General features: G+C 46.5%; 13 protein-coding genes. 5 read left to right on the top strand and 8 right to left on the bottom strand.

Annotated features, from left to right (window positions below; translation table 11 throughout):
- Nucleotides 1-63: 63 nt before the first annotated feature.
- The 7 genes from OL444_RS31000 to OL444_RS30970 form a co-directional block, all read right to left on the bottom strand.
- Entirely contained in the window at nt 64-1,371 is a 1,308-nt protein-coding gene (locus OL444_RS31000) for a DUF4302 domain-containing protein (protein WP_264726769.1), read from the bottom strand.
- 26 nt (nt 1,372-1,397) lie between these two features.
- Complete coding sequence (locus OL444_RS30995; RefSeq protein ID WP_264726771.1) at nt 1,398-2,711, bottom strand: DUF4302 domain-containing protein; 1,314 nt, start codon at nt 2,709-2,711, stop codon at nt 1,398-1,400.
- Between the two features lie 34 nt (nt 2,712-2,745).
- On the bottom strand, nt 2,746-3,600 hold the full coding sequence (locus OL444_RS30990; protein WP_264726773.1) for a zinc-binding metallopeptidase: 855 nt from the start codon (nt 3,598-3,600) through the stop codon (nt 2,746-2,748).
- 20 nt (nt 3,601-3,620) lie between these two features.
- Nucleotides 3,621-5,036, bottom strand: a complete 1,416-nt coding sequence (locus OL444_RS30985) for a RagB/SusD family nutrient uptake outer membrane protein (protein ID WP_264726775.1) — start codon at nt 5,034-5,036, stop codon at nt 3,621-3,623.
- A gap of 55 nt (nt 5,037-5,091) precedes the next feature.
- Nucleotides 5,092-8,643 (bottom strand): SusC/RagA family TonB-linked outer membrane protein, encoded by a 3,552-nt coding sequence (locus OL444_RS30980; RefSeq protein ID WP_264726777.1) that lies wholly within the window; start codon nt 8,641-8,643, stop codon nt 5,092-5,094.
- 222 nt (nt 8,644-8,865) lie between these two features.
- Entirely contained in the window at nt 8,866-9,852 is a 987-nt protein-coding gene (locus OL444_RS30975; protein WP_264726779.1) for a FecR family protein, read from the bottom strand.
- A 103-nt stretch (nt 9,853-9,955) separates the two neighbouring features.
- Nucleotides 9,956-10,597: an RNA polymerase sigma-70 factor gene (locus OL444_RS30970; RefSeq protein ID WP_264726783.1), complete on the bottom strand. Its 642-nt coding sequence runs from the start codon at nt 10,595-10,597 to the stop codon at nt 9,956-9,958.
- A gap of 177 nt (nt 10,598-10,774) precedes the next feature.
- Here OL444_RS30970 and OL444_RS30965 point away from each other — a divergent pair, with 177 nt between their 5' ends.
- The 3 genes from OL444_RS30965 (at nt 10,775) to OL444_RS30955 (ending at nt 17,427) form a co-directional block, all read left to right on the top strand.
- Nucleotides 10,775-12,043: a MutS-related protein gene (locus OL444_RS30965; protein ID WP_264726784.1), complete on the top strand. Its 1,269-nt coding sequence runs from the start codon at nt 10,775-10,777 to the stop codon at nt 12,041-12,043.
- 630 nt (nt 12,044-12,673) lie between these two features.
- Nucleotides 12,674-15,832 carry a SusC/RagA family TonB-linked outer membrane protein gene (locus tag OL444_RS30960; RefSeq protein WP_264726786.1) on the top strand — a complete coding sequence of 1,053 codons (3,159 nt, stop codon included), beginning with the start codon at nt 12,674-12,676 and terminating at the stop codon, nt 15,830-15,832.
- Between the two features lie 26 nt (nt 15,833-15,858).
- Nucleotides 15,859-17,427 carry a RagB/SusD family nutrient uptake outer membrane protein gene (locus OL444_RS30955; protein WP_264726788.1) on the top strand — a complete coding sequence of 523 codons (1,569 nt, stop codon included), beginning with the start codon at nt 15,859-15,861 and terminating at the stop codon, nt 17,425-17,427.
- Nucleotides 17,428-17,531: 104 nt separating this feature from the next.
- On the opposite strand, the gene OL444_RS30950 is transcribed toward OL444_RS30955, so the two are convergent.
- The gene (locus tag OL444_RS30950; protein ID WP_264726790.1) at nt 17,532-18,107 is read right to left on the bottom strand and encodes an RNA polymerase sigma-70 factor; all 576 of its coding nucleotides are present in this window, start codon (nt 18,105-18,107) and stop codon (nt 17,532-17,534) included.
- 336 nt (nt 18,108-18,443) lie between these two features.
- Here OL444_RS30950 and OL444_RS30945 point away from each other — a divergent pair, with 336 nt between their 5' ends.
- Both OL444_RS30945 and OL444_RS30940 read left to right on the top strand, forming a co-directional pair.
- Nucleotides 18,444-19,496 carry a FecR family protein gene (locus OL444_RS30945; protein ID WP_264726792.1) on the top strand — a complete coding sequence of 351 codons (1,053 nt, stop codon included), beginning with the start codon at nt 18,444-18,446 and terminating at the stop codon, nt 19,494-19,496.
- A gap of 246 nt (nt 19,497-19,742) precedes the next feature.
- The gene (locus OL444_RS30940; RefSeq protein WP_264726794.1) at nt 19,743-23,150 is read left to right on the top strand and encodes a SusC/RagA family TonB-linked outer membrane protein; all 3,408 of its coding nucleotides are present in this window, start codon (nt 19,743-19,745) and stop codon (nt 23,148-23,150) included.
- Nucleotides 23,151-23,165 lie beyond the last annotated feature (15 nt).

Below are 23,165 nucleotides of genomic sequence, written 5' to 3'. Positions count from 1 at the left end.
AAAAATCCGGGGGAGCAAATGCTCCTCCCGGATATGAAAACTACTACCAATGGATAATCACTATTATTTGGAGAACGTTCCGAAGTAACCCACACAGAAAATAGTTGGTTGTTCTACGCTAACGAGTCTTCCCTGTATTAATTTAGCTGATTGATTATAATAATAGTCCACCTTGAAGCGGTTCTTGGTTACCCAGTCTGTGAAATTTTTCACATGAGGGGCCAGAAATGCCGCATTTCCTGCTGGTGCTGCTTTTAAGGTGAATGTGTAAAAACCTTCCGGCGACAGGGTATAGTTGTAATAGAACTTACCTACATATCTGGAGGGACTTTCATCGAAATAAACGTTGAGCGTCATCGTGTTGACAGCATCTGCAAAATCAAAATCAATTTTAGACAGTAACACCCCTTCATCCAGGAGCAAATTGTGTGAAACTACCCACATATTGAAGAAGGCTGTCGACCAACCGGGTACACCTTGTATCACAGGGCTGGGCATAGAGATTACCGGTGCATAGTCGTCGCCCAGCAGGGTACATAAAGGGGTTACCGGGAATCTCTTAGGCTGGAGGTATACTTTTCCCGCTCCGATATTTACATATATGCCTTTGTTGCTTTCATCCCAAAAAGCTTCGCTGATCGCTTGTCCGTACACAGTGAGTGGTTTACGGAAGGAAATACCTTTGAGGCTATACGAAAAAGTACTGGCAGCTTTATTCAGCTTATAGCTGCTGACATTATAAAAAGCGAAGTTCTTTTTAGTAGTGTCAATACTTGTCTGCGTAGAGTCCTGCCCGTTATAGATAGCATAAAAGCCGCCTTGTTTCAGAAAGCCATTGATCCCTTTCAGGTTTTCCGCCAGTTTTCCGGCAGTATAGGCTGTTTTAGCTTCCGCAGTAGCTTTTACGAGACGCAATTCATCGCCGAAACGGTTGCCTTGCAGTATAACCGTATCTCCTTTGATATATTGAAAGGAATAGGCGGTGTCGACACTTCTGTTGCCTGCCAGTAATATATCCTGCAGGCGGGAGCCGGCTGCGAAAGTGAGGGTGGGATTCAGTACCTGGGAGGTGCTGATGGAATAACCACTCTTACTGGGCACCGCTGCGCTGTTGGCATTGGCATCTGCATACAGGGTTACTTCTCCTTTGCTGTTATCCAGCTGAAAGAAGAGGAGGTATTGCTGGCCGCCCTGTGGCAGCAAGGTACCTTCCCAGCCATTGGGAGCACCGGCCATAGTCTGCCGAAATTCCTCCAGGGTTTTGGTGTTTTCCGGGAAGGATTTTTCTACCGGATAATCGGTATTATCACTTTTACGGCATGCGCTCAACAGTGCCGTAAAGATCAGGATATATAAAGCCGTTTTTTTCATGTGATTTAGTTACAGTGGATAGAGATTTATTGAAGTGCTCCGCCAATGAAGAACAGTGGATCTTCTACGCTGATCAGCTGTCCCATTTGTCCGGTGCCGGGCGCTTTGAAGTAGCCCAGTTTAAATTTGCCGGCGCCGACCTTTTGCAGGATGGGCGTAACGGAACTATACAATATACCGGCCAGCTGACCTTGTACGTCCTGCATGGCGAAACGGTAAGTACCATCGGATGCTTTCGTATAGTCGAAGGTGTAGGTAGCGGTAAAATTGTTGGTGGTCTGAGAGAACAGGAAGTTCATTTGTAACTGTTCTGCATTGGTGTCAAAAACAACATTCAAACCATTGAGTTTGAGTTTAAGCGCATAGGGCAGTGCAGCTACGGATGCTTTGGCAGCCTGCCACATGGCGTTGTAGGAAGCAGAACCTGCTACCTGTGTAGCGTCGCCGGTAGTCAGCTGGTGATAGCTTACACCCATCAGCATATGCAGCGGAAACACCTGGTCGTTGCTGGTTTCAAGTGCTACATTGTTATTGCCGGATTTGAAATACATTACATCTTTGGCTGGATCCAGGATCAGTTCGCGGAAAGAATGGGCGCCAATCGTAACCGGTTCATTCAGCATAATACCCTGCAGGGTATGCGCATAGGTATATTGCTTCGTTTTAAAGGCACCGTCGCTGATGTAGACCGTGGTAAATTCCCGGTAGGAAGGGTTGATAGACAACTGTATTTTCTGATCGCCATTAGACAGGTAAATAACTGCATGGCTGCTGGTGTACTGATCCAGTTGCTCCTGGATAGTATTCAGTTGTCCGGCTTTATAGCTGGCTTCTTCCTGTGCGGAAGCTCTTACCAGGAACATTTTACTGCCTTTGGCATTGCCGGTCAGGAAAACGGTATCGTTGCTGGTATAATCGTAGCCAAATTCGAAATCTGAATCATATCCCCTGCCTGGTGCGCCGCCATATACATTTCGGTCGGGATCAGCCAGCATATGCAGATAGTTATAGGTATCAAAGAGGAGCGACGGCCGTTGCAGGGCAGCCAGCCGGAAAGAGCTTTCCGCCAGGGTAGCACCGGAGGTGGGAGTAAGATCGCCGATCATATTTACCCGGTTGGTTTCGGCAAACTTGAAAAAGAACCCGAAACCGGCGCCACCGGCAGGGTAAATATAAGCCTTCCAGCCGTTGGCATTGCCGGTCAGCTGTTGTTGGTAGGCGGTGAGTTGTTTGTTCATCCTTTCTTCCGGCTTCTGACCGAAGATGGAATCATTATCCTGTTTGCGGCAGGCTGTTGCCAATAAGCATAACAGCGAACCAGCTATGAGCATATTTTTCATATATACGTTGTAGTTAGAGTCAATACACGGATACCTATTTGATAACTTCTGCAATAGCAGTTACAGTAGTGCTTTGCAGTTTGTCGAAGTCTATTTTCCAGGTATTGATAAAATAGCTTCTGACGATCTGTGCTTTTTGCCGGATCAGTTGCTGACCGGTGGTATTGGGTGTACTGTTTACAATTTTTTCAAATCCTGCTTTCCCTTCTGTCAGCATAGTAGAGGCAATTTCCACGAAGTCTTCATCGAAACTGGCTCTGGAATAGGGGGTGATAAAACCCATTGCCAGCGCATCTGCCTGGGAAGTCAGGTTCCAGTTGCTGGTATAGCTACCGGGTGTAATGTTTTTAAACTCCCGGGGATACAAAATATTCTGGTGCAGGATATGCGCAAATTCATGGTGAATAGTGTGCAGCATCTGCTTGATGAATGCTTCATTTTTGGCATGATAGAGATTCAGTTGCAGCAACTGAATACTTTTGCCCCCTTCTGCTTCTCCGAGGCCGATGGTACCGTTGCTATTATATTTAGGACTCCCGATCAGTATGAATTGTTTGGGCGTGTATTTCAGGAAGAAAGGCAGCCCGGCTATTTTGATATAGGGCGCTATCCAGGTTTTGCTGACAATGTCCATAATGGGCACTACTTTTTCTTCCTGTATAGGCACGAGCGTTTTATCGGTAGGCGCTTCAAAAGGCTGCCAGCGATATTTCACTTCGATGTTGTAAGGTTTGGTATAATTGGCAGTAATCCAGTTATCGATGGCAGTGGGAGCGGGCGTATTCTCCGGAAACAGATTGGAGATATCCAGGTCCTCTTTTTTATTACAGCCTGCTGCGGTTATTAATAAACCGGCAGCCAGCATGATTCTGATATATACGGATTTCATACAGTGCTTTTTAAGGATGATTAACGGGGATTTAATTCCAGTCCGGATAATTGTGCTTCCTGTGGCAGTTGCAACATACGGCGTGGATCACTGGGGCCCAGGGTACGTCTTGTTTTGCCATCAAAAGATATATGCGTTACCGGTAGTTTGTGCCGCAGAATATCGAACCATCTCAGCCCTTCAAAAACAAACTCTGAACGTTTGAAGGTGAGGATGCTGCTGATCAGTGCAGCCCTGGTATCCGGTGTTTTATAATAAGCCCTTACCTTGTTCTGGCTGAGACTATGCAGGAGCGGATTGTAGGAAGTGGCCCGCTGACTGATGAAGTCATTGAGGTCAGTGATCGCATCATCATAATTACCTAATTCGGTATTGGCTTCTGCTCTGTTGAACAACACTTCTTCCGCCGTTAATAAAGGAATCATATTCCAGGGGGTACCGATATTGGCATTCTGGTCTACCCGGATGAAGAGTTCTTCAAATTTAGGGGTAAACTGATTTTCCGGCGCCCGGTAATAAAATTTGTAGTCGAAGCTGGCGCCGCTGACATTGATATCACGTAAGGCGTCCGCCAGTTTCGGGTCGCAGCCATAACGGTTGGTTTCCAGGTTTCTGGCCCATACAGAACGGCTTTCAGCCAGCAGGAGGTTGGCTTTGGTAGTAGCTTTGGTATATTCTTTCTGGGCTACACCCGGCGACATTTTAGAATACACGGTATTTACCGGCCGCAGGTAAGGCAGTGCAGAAACACCTACGAAGGTGCTGTTGGCATGTGCCACTACTTTAGCGTAATCTTTTTTGAAAAGATAAAAGCGGGTAGCAAATGCATGGGCTGCCGTGGTGGTGAAATGATAGGATGGCGCGCCGGTATAGGAGTTATCGTTGATGAGTGGCAAACCTTCTGTCAGATCTTTTTCGATCTGTTCGTATACATAAGCTACCGTTTTACGCTCATACTTTTTGATGACTACATTTTCCGGTGTGGTAACATAAGGGATGCCCGGATCGGTGCCGGCAGTACCGGCATCATAGGCTTTTGAATAGATGGTCACCAGCATAAAATGTGCGTAGGCACGTGCCAGCAGGGCTTCTCCTTTTGAAGCGCTGTAGGCGGATTTATCGGAGGCGGCGTCTATTACTGCCAGTGCCTGATTGGCGGCAGCAATGGCGGCATAGGCATTCTGCCAGTAAAAATCAGGGGTGTCCTGCTCCCTGTCTGTCAGGTCTTCCCAGAACCAGGACTGGCGGTTGGCCCGGTCATTTCTGTCGGTACCTTTGTCCTGTACGTTATCTGACATGCCTTCCAGGAAAGGGATGTAGCTGGCCCGGGGATAGGCAGAGCCCAGGAGCTCCGCTACTTTGGCCGGTGAATTTACTTCTGTACGTTGATCCGGCAATTGTTCCAGGTACTTTTTGCAACCTGGTGTGAATGCCATAACGGCTAACGCTGATATATATATGAATTTACTTTTCATGTTCGGAGCTTTCAGATTAGAAACCAACTTTTACGGATAAGGTATACTGCTTTGGAATGGGTAATGCCACACCGCCGGATTGGAAGAACTCAGGGTCCTGACCTTTCAGTTTCGAATCGGAATAAATCAGGAATGGATTGTTGGCAATCAGGGTGAGGGAGGCATTGCTGAAACCAATAGCAGCCGTGTATTTTACAGGCAGGCTGTAGTTCAGCGCAATCTGTTTCATACGGATAAATCCTCCGTCGGCCACCCGGGCAGTAGAATAGTTATAGGTATAATAAGGTGTGATACCTGTGAGTTTGTTGATGACACGTAAATCAGATAATGCCGGTACATTGGTGATGTTTTCGTCTCCGGTCATCTGCCAGCGATCCAGGAATTCCCGGGGCATAGCGGTAAGGTCGGTGTAAGTCTGGCTGAAGGCCGGATTCAGGCGGATCACATTACCTGCACTGAAAGTTACCAACGCAGAGAGGGTGAGGTTTTTATAGCGGAAGGCGTTATAGAAACCACCGGTTACCTTAGGATCTACCGGACCATTGTATTTCAGGTATTTGATCGCATCGCTTTGCAGATTCACGTCATTTCTGCTTTCGCCTTTTTCGGTAGTGAAAACAGGTGTACCATCTGTAGAGGTGAGTTTTTCCATATCAATGGAGTACAGGCCTCTGTAAGGATGATCCAGTCTTGGGCCACCATCTGGTCTTACCAGGTCCCAGATATTAGGATTGGTTTTCAGGTTGGTGATTTTATTTTCGTTCCAGGCCACGTTCACCTGGCTTCTCCAACCCCAGTCTTTTTGCTGGATGATGGCGCCGCCTACGGTCAGTTCCAATCCTTTTGATTTCATATCCGCATAGTTGGCATTTTTGATGAACTGGCCGCCGATACCGGAAGTACGGATAGGGCTGATCAGGTCAAAGCCATTACGGTTGTAACCATCAATCGTAACGGTTAATCTTTCCTTGAACATGCCGATGTCGATACCGATGTTGGTTTCATACTGTTTTTCCCAGGTGAGTTCGGAGTTCTCGAGATCATCTATGTTAATAACAGTTTCAATTTCCGGCAGGTAAGGACGGTAGGTTTTACTGCTGCGGGTGATCAGGCTGGAGTTGGTAGCTTTTCCCTGCAGGCTGGCAGTAAGACCATACGTAGCACGGAGGGTCATACGGTTGATCAGGTCCTGTTGTTTCATGAAATCTTCGGTATCCAGGTTCCAGGATCCGCTGATGTTCCAGGTAGGCAGCCAGCGGGCATTACGGGATTTACCCAGCAGGTTGGAGCCATCATATCTTACTGTTCCGTTGATGTTGTATTTGCCTTTGTAGGAATAAGCGGCATTGGCCATGTAGGCGAGGAAACGATCGTAGTAGTTTGTCATGCCATAGAAGTCGAAGTTGCCTTCTACCGCCTGTTTAATAATACGTGGGTCTACATATGGCACACCACCTTTATCAAACTGGTAACCGTATCCGTTATTGAATTTATTCTGCCGGTTGGCATAGCGTAATTCCTGGGAAGCGTATACCATAAACATGTGGGTGTCGTGGTAGGTCTTACTCCATTCCAGGGCGTTGCGCACGTTGTAGCTCACCAGATAATCGTCGTTGGTATTATAGAAACCGCCATAAGGGAGTACTACAGCAGGATATGCTTCCGGATCATCCGGATCACGGTAGAGGAATTTGTTTTTATTCACTACGTCTGCATTGTCGGCAGCGCGGTAAGCCATCGCCATGTTGGCACTTTCCCTTACTTTATGTTCACGGTTTGTTTTCGCATAACGGAGGGCACCCAGGAAAGTGTATTTCAGGGTAGGTGTTATTTTGTAGGTAGCTTCACCCTGTAATTTGAGGTCTACCATGGTGAGGTCCAGCGTGTTGTTCTGCAGTTCATTGATGATGTTGAACGGTGCAAAATTGCGTTTGAAATATTCCAGGTTACCATTTTCGTCATAGGCGGTCATGGTGCGGCTGGTGTTCAGTGCATAGCTGAATGGGTTGATGTCGAAGTCGCGGTCGAATTTACCTTCTACAGCGTTACTTACACGGCCCACACTACCAGGTGCACGTTGGTCCCTGATAGATCCCTGGGTGATGAGACCTACCGTTAATTTAGGGCTGATGTTGAAGTTGGCACGGGCGTTACCGGTAAAGCGTTTCACTTTATCGCCGATGGTCCATCCGTTATCGTTCAGGAAGCTGGTAGAGAAGTACAGTTGTGATTTCTCTGTACCGGAAGAGATACTGAGGGAATGTTCCTGCATCAGGGAGTTCCGGAATAATACATCAAACCAGTCGGTGTTGGCAAGTGCATACCGCTTTAAGAATTCATTTTTAGATTTATCGTCGTTGTAAACAGTGCGGTCGTTGATTTTGTCGGCGAGTTTGCTGAATACGCCGCCATCCGGTACCGTAGCTACTTTACTATAAAGGAGCATACCTCTGCTTTCCATTGATTTATATACCGACATCTGATCTGCAGAATTCAGGATATTGAAATCATTGTAAGTAGGTTTGATGTAGGTAGAGAAGTTACCGGTGTAGGAGATGAGCGGTTTGCCGATACGTCCTTTTTTGGTGGTGATCACTACTACACCGTTCATGGCGCGGGCGCCATACATAGCGGTAGCAGCAGCATCTTTCAGTATCTGAAAGCTTTCAATATCGTCCGGGTTCAAACCTGCTACAGAAGAGCCTAACAGGGTAGAAGGGTCGCCGGTGGATAATTGTTCGTTGGATATATTCACCACATCTTCCAATACTACCCCATCTACTACCCATAATGGTTTGTTGTCGCCGGTAATGGAGGTGGCGCCGCGTACCCTTATTTTAGGGGCAGCTCCGAAGGTACCGGATACGTTTTGGATAGAAACACCTGCTACGCGGCCTTCCAGCATACGGCTTACGTCGCTGATACCATCTCTTTTTACGTCTGCGGCTTTGAGGGTGCTGGCAGAACCGGTAAATAATTTACGGTCAATGGTCTGGTAACCGGTTACTACTACCTGATTGAGGCTGGTGATATTTTCTTCCAGGCTGATGATGATAGGTTTGTCACCGGATTGTTTTACTTCCTGGGCTTTAAATCCGATCATGCTGAAAACCAGGATAGCGCCGGGTTTCACCTTGAGGGTGAATTCTCCTTTGCTATCTGTTGCTGTACCGTTGGAGGTACCTTTTTCTACAATGCTGATGCCCGGGCCAAAGGTAACATCGCCGTTTTCGGCGCGGGTACCCACGCGGCCTTTTACGGTTACCTGTTCCTGTTGCTGTGGTGTGGGCGTTGTTTGCCGGGTAAGAATTACTTTATCGCCGATTACTTTAAAGGCAATGCCTTTATTGCTGAGTTGTGTCAGCGCCTGTTGCATAGACAGGTTATCGGGATTCAGGTCGATGTGCATGTCTTTGCTGATCACGGAGGCATCGTACACAAATACAATGTTATATTTTTTCTCCATTTTATTCAGCACATTTTCCAGCTTTTCCTGGATCTGTTCATTGGTAACAGAGACCGCCCGGCTTTCCAGGCAAATCACAGTAAAAAGCACACAGAGCAGCATCGATCCTGTTCGCTTTTTTTGGTAAAGGATTTCAAACATCGTATATATTATTATAGGTTAAACTTGGTGACAGGCAAACAATGTCCCGCTGCTTCCAGGAGGAAACAGGTGACAGCCGCCGGTACTGATTTTGGTTGCATTTCTGGCAATAGACAGATTTGCGCGAATGATTTTTAGTTGAGCATTCTGGTGGTTAAGCAAACAATGGAGAAAGGCACGAAACTATCTGCCGGTAATGATTATATCGTTGTGCTGTTGCTGAACGGATATAGGGTAGGCAGCTTGTAAAATTTCCAGTATTTCTTCCAGTTTATTATGTTTAAAATTGGCATTTAATTTTTTAACGGGTACTTTTCCCTGCAATTGAATCTTCACGTTGTATAGCGTTTCTATTTTTCTGCAAACTTCCTGCAGTGGCGCATCTACGAATACCAATTCATGGGTGAGCCAGGCATCTTCATTGCTGTTAATAGCATTGAACTGTTGCAACTGACCGGTCGCTGATGAAAACTCGAGTCCTTCGCCGGCTATTAATACCGCTGTTTTTTCATTGTTCTGTGCCGATTCAAATTTAATTTTACCTGACTTAACGGTAATGCCTATACTTTTTTCCTTTACCTGGATATTAAAAGCGGTACCTAGTACCGTAATACTGGACTGTGGCAGTTTTAATATAAATGGATGAACTGCATTTCCGGCAACTTCAATGAAGGCTGTGCCCTGGTCCATAAAAAGGGTACGGCTTTTTGCCATATTTTCCGGATAGCGGATAGTACTATTCTTATCAAGATATACGCGCGAACCATCCGTAAGCGTTACCGAATCGATGTTACCGGCAAGGGTACGGAGTTCTTTATAGCTGATTTTTGTGTTCACATGATAGAACCACCAGGCGGCCAGCAGGGCAGGGATACCGATGGCGGCAACCCGGAACCATTTGTAGCGGCGTGCAGGCAGTGTATGTATTTTTTCTTCCTGTTCATTGTAAGGTAAGGCTGCATGTAGTTGTACAGTAGCGGCAGGTACATTGAGCTGGTCGAGCACTTTCAGGTCGGGCGCGAATTGCCACAACAGTTGCACTTGTCCGAACAGTTGTTCGTTGTCGGGCGAAGCTGCTCTCCATTCCTGAATAGCTTTTTCCAGCGCCGGGTCTTCCGGGTTGTTGAAATATTGTACCAGTTGTTGCCAGTTGTACTGTTCTTTTTCCATTTGGCGATGCCTTTGATTGTTATACAATTAATAAATACCGATACCCCCAGTGTCGGCACAAAAAAAATTACATTTATTTATTCTTAATGTAAATGTTGCTTTTTTACAACTTGTTGGAGAGTCCTCCGGCAATCAGTAAAAAGAGTTGCAGGAGTTTCAGGTTGGTAGTGTAATCGCGATGGTTATAATCCTGATGCAGGAATAGTGACTCACGCAATGTTTTCAGGGCATGAGCAATATGATTTTCCACTGTTTTTTCCGACACCTGCAGCTGTGCGGCTATCTCCCGGTACTTGAGCCCATCGAAGCGGCTCATCTTAAATATTTTCCGGCATTGGGGCGGCAATTTTTCGATTTGCTGATAGATGAGCAGTTTTAATTCCTGTTCTTCCTGCAGGTTATGCAAATAGCTGTCGGTAAGGGAATGGGCGATAAGGGAATGATGGCGGGCAATATTTTTTTCCCGTTTGAGATAATTGAGGGCACAGTTGATTACCGCCTTGTAGAGATAGGCGCGTAGTGAGCCGTTTTCATCCAGAAGAGCAGGTTGTTCCCATATTTTAATGAACACTTCCTGCACCAGTTCCTGTGCGATGCCGGTATCTTTAACATAGCGGTATGCCGTCATGGCCAGTTCCTGGAAATGACGTTCATAGACATAGGTAAAGGTCTGCCTGCATTTTGCATGAATCTCCCTGATCAGTGCAGCCTCATTTAACACATTGATATCGCTGGTATTCACCATTAGTTCCTCTCTTTTCCCAGGGGCATAAGGTATAAAAAAAAATACGAAATGAGAATAACGAATTACAAAGCCTTCTTTTAGCGGTACATATCCGGGATACAGGTAAATGAACCAATCGGGGGAGATCAGCCATATCCGGCATAGTTTCTGTGGATACCCGGCACATTTTACCGTGTTATGCAGGTTACTGACCTTGAAATAGAACAATTACTCGTACCCTTATTGGATGTTACCGGCAATAGTTATGCCCGGCAGGAACTGGTGAACCTGTTACGGCAACTGCCGGAAAATGAAGTGGCAGTATACGACCGGCAAAAGATACTGCAAACACTGATTCATCACGGTTACGTACATACGTTGCTGCAATATGCCCGGCGCGATTTTGAAGAGGTATATTATTTCCTGTTACACCAGCAGCACGAGCTGGCTGACTACGAAGTAAATAAAACCCTGGCGGCCCTGCAGTTGCTATGGCGCCGGCGCAACCGGCATGCACTGAGTGGCCGGCTGATACAGCTGACTTTTCTGATGGAAAGTCTGCAGCTGTATTTTGATCAGATAGATGCCCGGGTATTCCCGGCAGTATTCGGAGAAGAGCTGGCCCGGTTGCAGGTATTCCTGCGGCGGTTCCGTGGACCAGCGCTGGCGGTACGTATCCGTAGCAATAAGTTCGATATCGGGGACGAGGTATATTTACTGCATCAGTTACAGCAAATGGATACCCCCGCAATCAGTGCCCATTGGGATATTTTTTTCCGGTACGAAGCCTGGTTATCACTGGCCCGTAGTGTGGAAAAGTATCATTTTTGTTTTCCGGTGTTCCGGGAAGGTGGCCTGGCACTGACCGATTTTTATCATCCCCTGCTGAAAAATCCGGTAAAGAATAATTTACATACAACCGGCTCCGTGATGTTGTTAACGGGTCCGAATATGTCTGGTAAGTCTACCTTACTGAAAGCACTGGGTATATGCGTATACCTGGCGCATGTGGGTATGGGCGTACCTGCTGCATCCTGTGTGCTGCCTTTTTATGACCAGATTACCATTACGATCCAGTTATCGGATGATATTAAAAACGGGCATAGTCATTTTATGATGGAGGTGAAACACCTGAAAGAGGTATTGCAGGCAGCGCATGCCGGAAAACGCTGCTTTGCTATTTTTGATGAGCTCTTCCGGGGTACCAATGCGACAGATGCCATTGATATTTCCCGCCAGACGATTACCGGGCTGGCTGGTTTCCCGGGCAGCTTCTTTGTAATATCCACCCACCTGCATGAGCTGCAACCTTTTACCGGAGATACCAGTGCTTATTATATTGATTGTGTACTGAACGGACAGGTGCCTGAGTTTCGCTATAAGCTGCGGGAGGGATGGTCGGATCTGAAAATAGGCCGGATCATTTTTGAACAGGAGGGGTTACCCGCTTTGCTGGGAAAAAAATAACGGTATACCGGTTATTTACCGGCTTCCGCGGTAATATTTCATCAGATTGGAAATTTTTTGCAAAAACGTTTTAGTTATCTGGAAATAATTATATTTTTATACCGGAGCTATGGTGAGAAAAGCCGTTCTATCTAATTATACTACCAGTAGCTCAGGATCTGAATTGTTATGCCACTCGTATTGTGTTTCAGTGCATGTACGCGGGTTTAAACACTAAATCTATTAATTGTAACAAATGTTTCACGTTAAGGTAAGCCGCATTTTTAAACCATAAAATTTTTTACTGTCAGTATAATCAAATCTGTATTTAGTTGAAGCCAATCTTAACTGATCAGCAAAACATCAGTGTATCCACGTTATGAGCAACAGGAATGCCGGTTGTCCACAGCCTTGCAGCTGCCGACAGTTTTCTTTCCCTTATGTTGTTTTATTTATACAGGATGGCTTTATACGTATGATAACGCGAATGATTATACGAAAATAGAGTTATTGTAATCACCTGCCTGAAAAAGGCATATTTCCTTCATGTTTCCATTTGACATTTTTTTCCTGCACGGGGAAGAGATCGTATCCCCTTTTTGCAAAATCGTTTTAGCATTTAAACCTTTATTAACCAAAAAACCAAAACGTATGAAGAAAAAGTTGACATTTCTGATGCGAACAGGCCTCCAAAGTACATTGCTGCTGCTAATGACTTTGATCGCCTTTTCCCAGAGCAAAAAGATCACCGGTAAGGTGTTCGATGCCCGGGATAATTCTCCGCTACCGGGTGTGTCTGTGCAGCTCAAAGGTACCGCTACCGGTACACAGACCGGTGCCGATGGTAGCTATACCCTTTCCGTACCCGACAATAATGTAACACTGATATTTTCCTTTATAGGCTATACGCCACAGGAAAAACTAACGGGTAACAGCGCCACGGTGAATGCTGCCCTGACCACCGATGTAAAATCCCTGCAGGACGTAGTAGTGGTAGGGTATGGTACCCAGAAAAGATCCGACCTGACAGGCGCCGTTGCCTCCATCAAAGCGGCAGCTTTGCAGGAACGCCCGGCAGCATCTGTTAACCAGGCGCTGAGTGGTCGTATTGCCGGAGTACAGGTCAATACCAACTCCGGTCGGCCCGGCGGGCAAACCAACATACGTATCCGCGGATTCAGTTCTATCAATACCACCAACAACCCGTTGTATGTGATAGACGGTGTAGCCTTACCGGTTGGCTCCCAAACCCAGAGCAGCAACGCGATTGACTTCATCAATCCCAATGATATCGAATCAATGGAAGTATTGAAGGATGCCTCTTCTACAGCAATCTATGGTGCGAGAGGCGCCAATGGGGTTGTACTCATTACTACCAAAAAAGGAACCGCCACCGGCGGCCGTGTGAGCTACGACAATTATTTCAGCCTGAATACCATCGGCCCGCGTCGTGTGAAAATGCTGGATGCCCGCGAATACCTGGCAGTAGAAGATCAGGCCTGGAAAAATGCGGCCATCTATGATAAAGTAGGATGGGATACCGGACACTATGTAAGCCTGAATCCGGCGCTGAAAAGAACCGATCCCCGGTTGTTCGACAAAAATGGTAATCCGCTGTATAATACCGACTGGCTGAAAGAATCGGTACAACAGAAGCTTACCCAAAGCCACCAGCTGGGATTCACTGGCGGTAACGCCGATACGCAATATGGCCTGTTTCTGGGCTACCTGGATGACAATGGACTTCTACTGAATTCTTACCTGAAACGTTATTCTGCCCGTTTTACCATTGATACCAAAGTAAAGGAATGGCTGCGGGTAGGCGGCTCCCTCAGCTACAATAACCAGGAAGAAAACCTGGTAGACATCGGCACCGGCGGGCTCAACTCCGTGCGTATGATCACGGAAGCATTGCCTTTCCTGCCTATAAAATTTGCTGACGGCACGTGGGCCAACAATAAAGTATACCCCGGTGCAGAAGGTGGTTCCAACCCGGTACAAATTCTTACCGACAGGAAATACATGCTGAATACCCAAACCACACTGGGTAATGCATACGCCAACATCACGCTGGCAAAAGGCCTGGAACTGAGAAGTGTGGTGGGCGCCAACATCGTTACCCGTGGCCGTAATGAATGGAACGGCAGAAGTCTGCTGGATATCTCTGCTTCTCAGAAGGGGATTGCTATTGCGGCCAATGACCGCGAAAGTTACTGGTCATTTGAAAACTATCTGACCTATAACAAACGCTTTGGGAAAGATCATTCCTTCACCGGCTTATTAGGTACCTCCTGGCAGGAAACCAATATCTTTGGCTTCAATGCCCGCGGAGAGAATTATTCTACCGACTTCTTTGAAACCAACAGCCTGGGGTCAGGATCCGTTATACCTGCCAGTGGTGTAGGTTCCACCCGTAGCCGCTTTGCATTCAATTCTTATTTTGCCCGGGTAAACTATGGTTACAAAGACCGCTACCTCTTGACTTTAACCGGCCGTACGGATGGTTCTTCCCGTTTTGGTAAAAACCACAAATATGCATTCTTCCCTTCTGCAGCATTGGCATGGAGAGTTTCGGAAGAAGATTTCCTGAAAGGCAATAGGATATTATCTAACCTGAAACTGCGTACCAGCTATGGTTTAACCGGTAACTCAGAAATTCCGTCCTACAATTCTCTGGCTTCCCTGGCGGCAGACAATGACTATGCTGCTGTCATCGGTGGCGCCAAAGTACAGGGAGTAGGTACACAGCGTCTCGCCAATCCGGATCTGAAATGGGAGAAAACCGCCCAGTTCGACGCCGGTGCGGAAATAGGCCTGCTGAACAACCGTATCAACCTGGAAGCGGATATCTATTACCGTAAAACCACGGATATGTTGCTGGATGCACCGGTACCTACCACCAGCGGTTATACCACTATCCGGAAAAACATTGGTACCATGGAAAACAAAGGGCTGGAACTCGCTATCAACGCGCTGGTGATAGATGCCAAAGATTTTACCTGGAATACCATTTTCAATATTTCCTTTAACCGGAACAAAGTACTGGCACTGGCTACCAATGCCGATATCTTTGGCTCTGGTGGTCCTAACTTCACCAACCAGACCAACGTTATTCGTGTAGGCGAACCCGTAGGTTCCTTCTGGGGCCTCGTGCGGCTGGGTACCTGGAGTGAAGCAGAAAGAGCTGAAGCGGCAAAGTTCCAAAGCTATCGCGGCGGACAAACCATGCTGCCGGGAGATATCAAATACCTGGATGTAAACGGTGATTATGTGATCAACGATGCCGACAGGATGATCATTGGTAATGGTAACCCGAAAGGCTGGGGTGGATTCATCAACACCTTTAAATACAAAAATTTTGATCTCACCCTGGAGTTGCAATACATGTATGGCAACGACGTACTGAACATGGCGCACCACTCCGCAGAAGACCGTACCGGCCTGGCCAACAGCTTTAAATCCGTACTGGATTACTGGACGCCGCAAAACCAAAACACGCCGATTGCAGCGGTAAGACATCCTGCTGCGCAGTATGTAACGAATGTGGATACACGCTGGGTGGAAGATGGCAGCTTTATCCGCGGTAAAAACCTGTTGCTGGGATACACTTTCAGCCCTGCAGTAATCCAGAAAATGCACCTCAGCCGATTGAGAATTTATGGTTCCGTACAAAACTTTTTCCTGGCTACGAAGTACAGTGGCAATGATCCGGAAGTAACGACCTACAGCAATGCCTTTGCGCAGGGACAAACCTTCTTCGACTATCCGAAACCTACTACTTACATGGTGGGATTAAACGTGGCATTCTAATTTGTTCAGTACTCAAAAGATTCGTTATGAAAAGAAATATCATGAATAAAACCTGGCAGCTGGTATTGTGTGGCGCGATGCTGATAGGCGGTGGCAGCGGCTGTTCTAAATTTCTGGATGAAAAAGATCCTTCCAACCTGTCGCCGGACAGTTATTTTACCTTGCCTGAACATGCCGATGCTGCTGTATTTGCAGCGTATGCACGTACACGGCTCATTGGTAAGGGCGCTGGTATATTTTCGAACAACTATCAGTTACTGGATGCCCCTACCGGCACCATGGTATCGGCTACGGCACAGAATTCTGACCTGAATAACCTGTTGGGACTTGTGTACAATGGCGATAACCTCCATATCCAGCAGTGGTGGAAAGAATTGTATAAAGAAATTGCACAGACCAACCTGGTACTGGACAATGTGCCGAAGATCAATCCGATGGATGAAGGACAACGGACCCGCGTACTGGGTGAAGCCCGTTTCCTGCGTGCCTGGGCCTATTTCTATGCGGTACGTTTCTGGGGCGATATTCCACTGATTCTGCAATCCCAGACACCGGGATCTCCGGATTTTTCTCCTGGTCGTGCCAAAGCCGAAGACGTATATAACGCCATTGTAGCAGACCTGAAAATAGCGGAAGCAGCAGGCCTGCCCTGGATCGATAACAGTGGCCGGGCAAGTATGGCAGCCGTGAAATCACAGCTGGCGAAAGTATACCTCACCATGGCAGGATATCCGCTGAATAAAGGCGCCGCTTATTACAAACTGGCGGCTGATAAGGCGAAGGAAGTGATCGACTATGCAACGGCACATCCGGCTGAAATAGGATTGTTCAGCAGCTATGCAGATCTGCATAACCCGGCGATGAACAATAAACTGGAACACATCTTTGAAGTACAGTACCTGAACGGCGTAGAAGAAAATCCATTACAGACGGTGATGCTGCCCAACAATTCACTGGCGCAGGATATTTCCGAAAAAGGTAGTGGGCAGGGTAGTGAAGTGGTATCTCCTTCTTTCTATGCTTCTTTTAAAAAGTTTGAGCCGGCAGATAAACGCACGGATGAAAAACAGTTTTTCTATACTTCCTATTATGTGAAAGGCAATGGCGCTCCTTTTCCACTGGGTGCACCATACATTTTCAAACACTTTGATGTAACCTGTCATGGTGAGCCGGGTAAAAAAGGTACCGGCGTAAGTAACCTGAATGTACCGCAGATCCGTTATGCAGAAGTATTACTGATATATGCAGAAGCGCAGAACCGTACGGGCCTGGCAAATGGGGAGGCGTATGCTGCGCTGAACGCAATCCGTGGCAGAGCCGGACTGGCTGCATTAAGCGGTTTGGACCAGGCTTCCTTTGAAAAAGCCGTGTGGCGCGAGCGCTGGCATGAGTTCTGTTTTGAAGGTATTATCTGGTTTGATATGGTGCGGTTGAGAAAAGTATATAATGAAGATAACAATGGCTTCGATGAGTTTGTGGGGCATATTAACAAAAACTCTGGTCAGGCATTGAAAGAAAGGCATTTGCTATATCCGTTACCATTATTTGAAATGAAAAACAATCCCAATCTGAAACCACAGAATCCGGGATACTAGGCGATCAGGGACGTATGCATGTGATGTCTTTTTAAGCAGTAGCTGGTGTGGGCTTTACCATCCGGGGCTGTTTGAAAAGGCATCCTGCTTTTAGGATATCCTTGTCAGGCGCTTTTTTCCAGTGGTTTTTCCAGGGTGAAGTTCACGGCCTGGGTAAGTCGTTTGATGGCAATGGCCAGTTGGTTTTCCACCGTTTTAACGGAGAGGTTGAGGAGGGTAGCTACTTCTTTGTATTTCAGGCCATATTGTTTGACCATCACATACACCATCTTACATTTAGGGGGGAGCTGCTGGATGGTGAATTCCATTTTACGGATCATTTCTGCAGAGATCATCAGTTGTTCCGGATCACTGTCGAAGGCGATTTCGAGCTTATCGGTTTCCGAAAAAGCTACCTGCCGGGATGCGGCCTGCTTGCGCATATGGTCAATAGCGCGATTTTTTGCTACCACAAAAAGATATACCTGCGGATTTTTAATATCCGTCAAAGACTGCCTTTTTTGCCAGCAATGCATGAAAACATCGTTCGTAATTTCTTCTGCTACCTCTTTGGAACGGGTGAGCGTGTAGGAAAAACGAAGCAGTTTGACAAAGAAATGATTATAGAAAGCCTTGAAGGCTGCCTGGTCATTCTTCACTGTGATGTCCCTGAAAAGCTCATTAATTGTACACTGATCCATCCCTGTTTAGCCGCTGATAATGGTTGCAAATTATATAACGCAGATTAAGCTAAAGTTAACAAAATAATTTATCTGGTTAAGCTTTTTCGCAGATAATACTATTTTGCGGTAATCTGATAGGGATCTCTCCTGCCGGAGAGCCGCCCGGAGCAAAGATATATCCCGGTTCTGCGTCCAGCCCTCATTCATCGCATATCTTTTCGGGTATCCTTTAAAATTGGTGGTCGCTCAAAAATATTTTTTGGGGGCTTTGGGGGTTTTTTATTTTCTTTTCGTCCTTCTCCTGTAACACGTACAAAAAAGTAAATGGTCGAGCATCACCGGATAAATATATTGATGGCCAGAAAGGTAGCAAATGAAGCTACTGTAGCCGAACTGGAAGAGTTGGAGCTGTTGCTTGCCCGATTCCCGGAATGGCAGTATGCCTTTACTATTGTAGAGGAGGTGACCGATGTACGTGTGGCAAAAGGATTTTCAGGGGCCGAAGAGCAGCAATTACTACAGGAGGGATGGGATCGTATCAGTGACTTCATTGCGCAGCCGGAAAAGGCTGTAATAAAGAAAATGGCTCCCTGGAAAATGATGACCGGTATCGCAGCTTGTATTGCCATCCTGGTAACCGCCTACAGTCTTTGGCAAATGCCGGGCAAAACCACCTACCGGAATGAGGTCATTACAAAAAATGGCTCCAAAACATCGCTGATATTGCCAGACGGGACCAGTGTGGTATTAAATGCCTGCAGCCGTTTGCAATATGATGCCAACCGTTTTCTGAGCGGAAAAAGAGAAGTGGTACTCACCGGAGAAGCTTACTTCGATGTAAAGCAGGATCCGTCGCATCCTTTTATGATAAAGGCAGGGCAGGTCAACATCCGGGTACTGGGTACCGTATTTAACGTGAAAGCCTATACGGAAGATGCGACCGTAGAAACAACTTTGCTGAGCGGGAAGGTAGAAGTGCATTTCCCGGAAAATACAACCGCCAGACAAAGGGTGGTGGTATTACAACCGGAGCAGAAGCTGACTATCGGCAATCGCCTGCCGGCACAACAACAGCCAACTATTACCAATAATAATAAGACTGACCAGTCTTATGCCATTACACCTGTAAAAATAAATGCTGCCGGACAAACGGATGCCGTCAACCTGGAAACGGCGTGGATGAGCGACCGGTTTGAGTTTGACAAGATCACACTGGAGCAATTGTCACATGACCTGGAACGCTGGTATAATGTTACCGTAAAGTTCAGGAACGATCGCTATAAAAAGGAAGTAGTTACCGGGGCCTTCCGCAAACAACACCTGGAAGAAATATTACAGGCTTTGCAACTGATGACCGGATTTCATTATGAAGTGAACAACAGTGAAAATGTTATTTACATATGGTGATCATCTCCATAACACAAGCATTCATGGAACAATAAACTAATACACAGATTTTATAGGCATCAGCATATAAAAAAAGGGAAATGCGCCAACATTCCCCCTTTTAAAATGCTGGTTAAACAATGTAAACCGATCCACACAATCTGGTAATGGCCTGATTATTTAACCTAACGAAACAAATTTATGAAAAAAAGTTATTGGTGGCCTGCTAATATCCCCAAAAGGGATATGGGGAAACTGTTACTGCGTATGAAACTAACATCTGTATTGCTTTGTGCTGGTTTTTTGCAGCTGAGCGCACATGGATTTTCGCAGGAAAAGATCAGTGTTGACTACAACAATATCAACATTGGGAAGTTGCTGAATGTGATCGGAAATAAGAGCGATTATACTTTTTTGTATAAGAACGCTATTATTCCCGATAAGAAGATATCCATTAAAATGAAGGATGCACCGGTGCGTGATATCCTGAATAAAGCGCTGGAAGGCACTTCGCTGGACTATAAGATCCTGAAAGATAATCTGGTGGTGATTGTGGAAGCCGGAGATCCTATTCAGCACATACATGTAAGAGGAAAGGTAACAGACGAAGCGGGGCTGCCGCTCATCGGCGTAACGGTATTGGTAAAAGGTACCACCCAAGGCGCCAAAACCGATGAAAATGGCCGCTTTGACATGGATGTTCCGGAAAACAGCACCCTGGAATTTACCTATGTAGGTTATGAAGCCAAACAAATGACCGCCAAAAAAGACCAGAGCTACAACATTGCGCTGAAAGCCAATTCCAGCGGTTTGAATGAAGTAGTGGTAGTTGGTTATGGCAAACAGAAAAGAATTAACCTGAGCGGCGCCGTAGATGCAATCTCCGGCAAAGAACTGGAAAGCCGTCCTATCACCAACTTAGGTACCGGTTTACAAGGTTTGCTGCCCAACCTGAATATTACCAATTCCAGCGGTCGTTCTTCTGATGCCGCGAAGTTCAACCTCCGTGGTATGACTTCCATCAATGGGGGCGATCCTTTTATCCTGGTAGATAACATTCCTTTTACCAACGAAGAGGTATCCCGCCTGAACCCTGCTGACGTGGAAAGCGTGACCATCCTGAAAGATGCGGCATCCGCAGCTATTTACGGCGCCCGTGCGGCTTTCGGGGTAGTGCTCATTACCACCAAATCCGGTAAGGATGGTCGTATTGCCATGACTGCCAACGCCAACTACGCGGTGCGTACACTGGGCCGGGTACCTAAAATGGTAACAGATCCGCTGACCGTGATGCAATATAAACATGATGCGGCTACACCATTATATGATCTGTATCCGCCCTCCCAAAGAGCGCACGCAGAAGCGCTGGAGAAAGATCCTTCTTTACCGCGTGTGATCATCAACCCTACCAATAAGGATGAATGGTTTTATTATGGCACTACCGACTGGTTGCGGGAAGTATATGCCAAATCGGCTCCATCTTACAATGCTAATTTCAGCATTTCCCGGGGCGACGAAAAACTGAACTATTATCTGTCCGGTGAATACTTCGGCATGGATGGTATGATGCGTTATAATCCCGATACCTATAAAAGATATAACCTGCGTGCAAAAGCTACCTATACTTTCAACGATCGTTTTAAGATAGGTACCAACACCATGTATACCAATACTACCTATAACGAGCCATCCGCCACTTATTCCAAAGGAAACTATTTCCATAATGCCAACCGTACACCTTCTTTGTCGATACCCCGTAACCCGGATGGTACCTGGACTTCCGACGGTGCAGCCCTGTTGGGTACCTTACAGGAAGGCGGCCGCCGGATCAATACCTGGGGTGAGTTTATGACCACCATCAATACAGAAATCGGTTTGATAAAAGATGTCTGGACATTGAAAGGAGATGCAACTTTCCGTCGGGGCAGCAATCTGGGACAGGCATATGAACTGCCGGTAGCTTATCGCAAAGGCCCTAAAAAGAACCTGGAATACACCAGTGGTAACCAGTCCTGGGCGCAGAACTCCGACATCGATGTGAAATATAACGTGTATAACGTTTATTCTGATTTCCATAAAACATTCAATAAAAAACATGCGGTAGGCGCGCTGGTTGGTTTCAACCAGGAATATCACTACTACAACCAGTTTGTGGTAAAGGCGATGAACCTCATCAGTAACCAGTATCCTACTACACAGCTGACTACCGGTAATATGACCCAGGATCAACAGATTGAAGACTGGGCAGTAAGAGGTATTTTCTACCGTGTTAATTATGCCTACGACGATAAGTACCTGCTGGAACTGAATGCCCGTAATGATGGCTCTTCCCGTTTCCGCAGCGACAACCGTTGGGGATTCTTCCCATCTGCTTCTGCAGCCTGGGTAGTGTCTAAAGAAAAATTCTTTGCCGGTGTGAAACAGGCTGCTGGTCTCGACTTCCTGAAACTCCGTGCTTCCTATGGTTCTTTGGGTGATCAGCAATGGGATCCATATGGTTATATGCCATTGATGAAAAGAGAAACGATTAATGCTGTACTCGATGGTAAATTGCCGATCGGTGTACTGAGCCCTGATCCTGTGACAGCTACCTACACCTGGCAGCAGGTAAAAACCATCAATGGTGGTATCGATTTCAGTTTGCTGAAAGAAAGATTATCGTTTAGCTATGACCGTTATACCAGATATACCAATGGTATGTTCGCTAAAAGCCAGGAACTGCCTAATACCTACGGTGCTCCGGCTCCCCGTACCAACTCCGCTGATCTGAAAACCCGTGGATGGGAAATGACTATCTCCTGGCGCGATCAGTTCAAAATCGGGAAAGATGATTTCAGCTATGGCATCCGTTTCCTGATGGCAGACAGCCGTTCCTTCATTACCCGTTTTGCGAATCCAACCGGTACCTTGAAAAACTATGATGCTTCCGACCTGAAAGACCGTAACTACTACAATGGCCAGGAAATCGGGGATATCTGGGGGCTGGTAACAGAAGGATTTTTCCAGAGCCAGGCTGAAATAGACGCACATCCGGATCAAACCAAAGTAGGTTCCGATGATCAGAACTATAAATTTTATGTAGGCGACCTGAAATTCAAAAACCTGGATGGTAATACCAGCTCTATTGATTACGGTGATAATACCATCAGCAATCCGGGCGACCGTAAAATTATTGGTAACAGCGCGGCCCGTTTCCCTTATAGCGTTGACCTGACTGCTGCCTATAAAGGCTTTGATTTCCGTGCGCTGATTCAGGGTATTGGTAAAAGAGACTGGTATCCGAATGCAGGTAACCACTACTTCTGGGGTGTTTATGCACAGCCCTGGACCAATGTACAGCTGCACAACCTGGACCACTGGACACCAGAAAATCCGGATGCTTATTTCCCACGTGTTAAATCCTACATCGCGGAAGATAAATCCGAACTGGGTGCACCACAGACCCGGTATCTGCAAAATGCGGCCTATGCCCGCTTAAAGAATGTGACACTGGGATATACCCTGCCTAAAAAACTGACAGAGAAATACAGAATAGCGCGACTGCGCTTCTACTTCAGTGCAGAGAATATCTTTACGATCTCTCACCTGAAAGCGAATATTGATCCGGAAGGTCTGGAAGGTTCTCTTTATCCCTATCAGAAAACCTATTCATGCGGTTTTAATCTGAACTTTTAATGAATTCTAAATTGT

The organism is Chitinophaga nivalis (genome assembly GCF_025989125.1).
In the GTDB taxonomy this organism is placed as follows: domain Bacteria; phylum Bacteroidota; class Bacteroidia; order Chitinophagales; family Chitinophagaceae; genus Chitinophaga; species Chitinophaga nivalis.
This window is presented reverse-complemented; position numbering and strand designations above follow the sequence as displayed.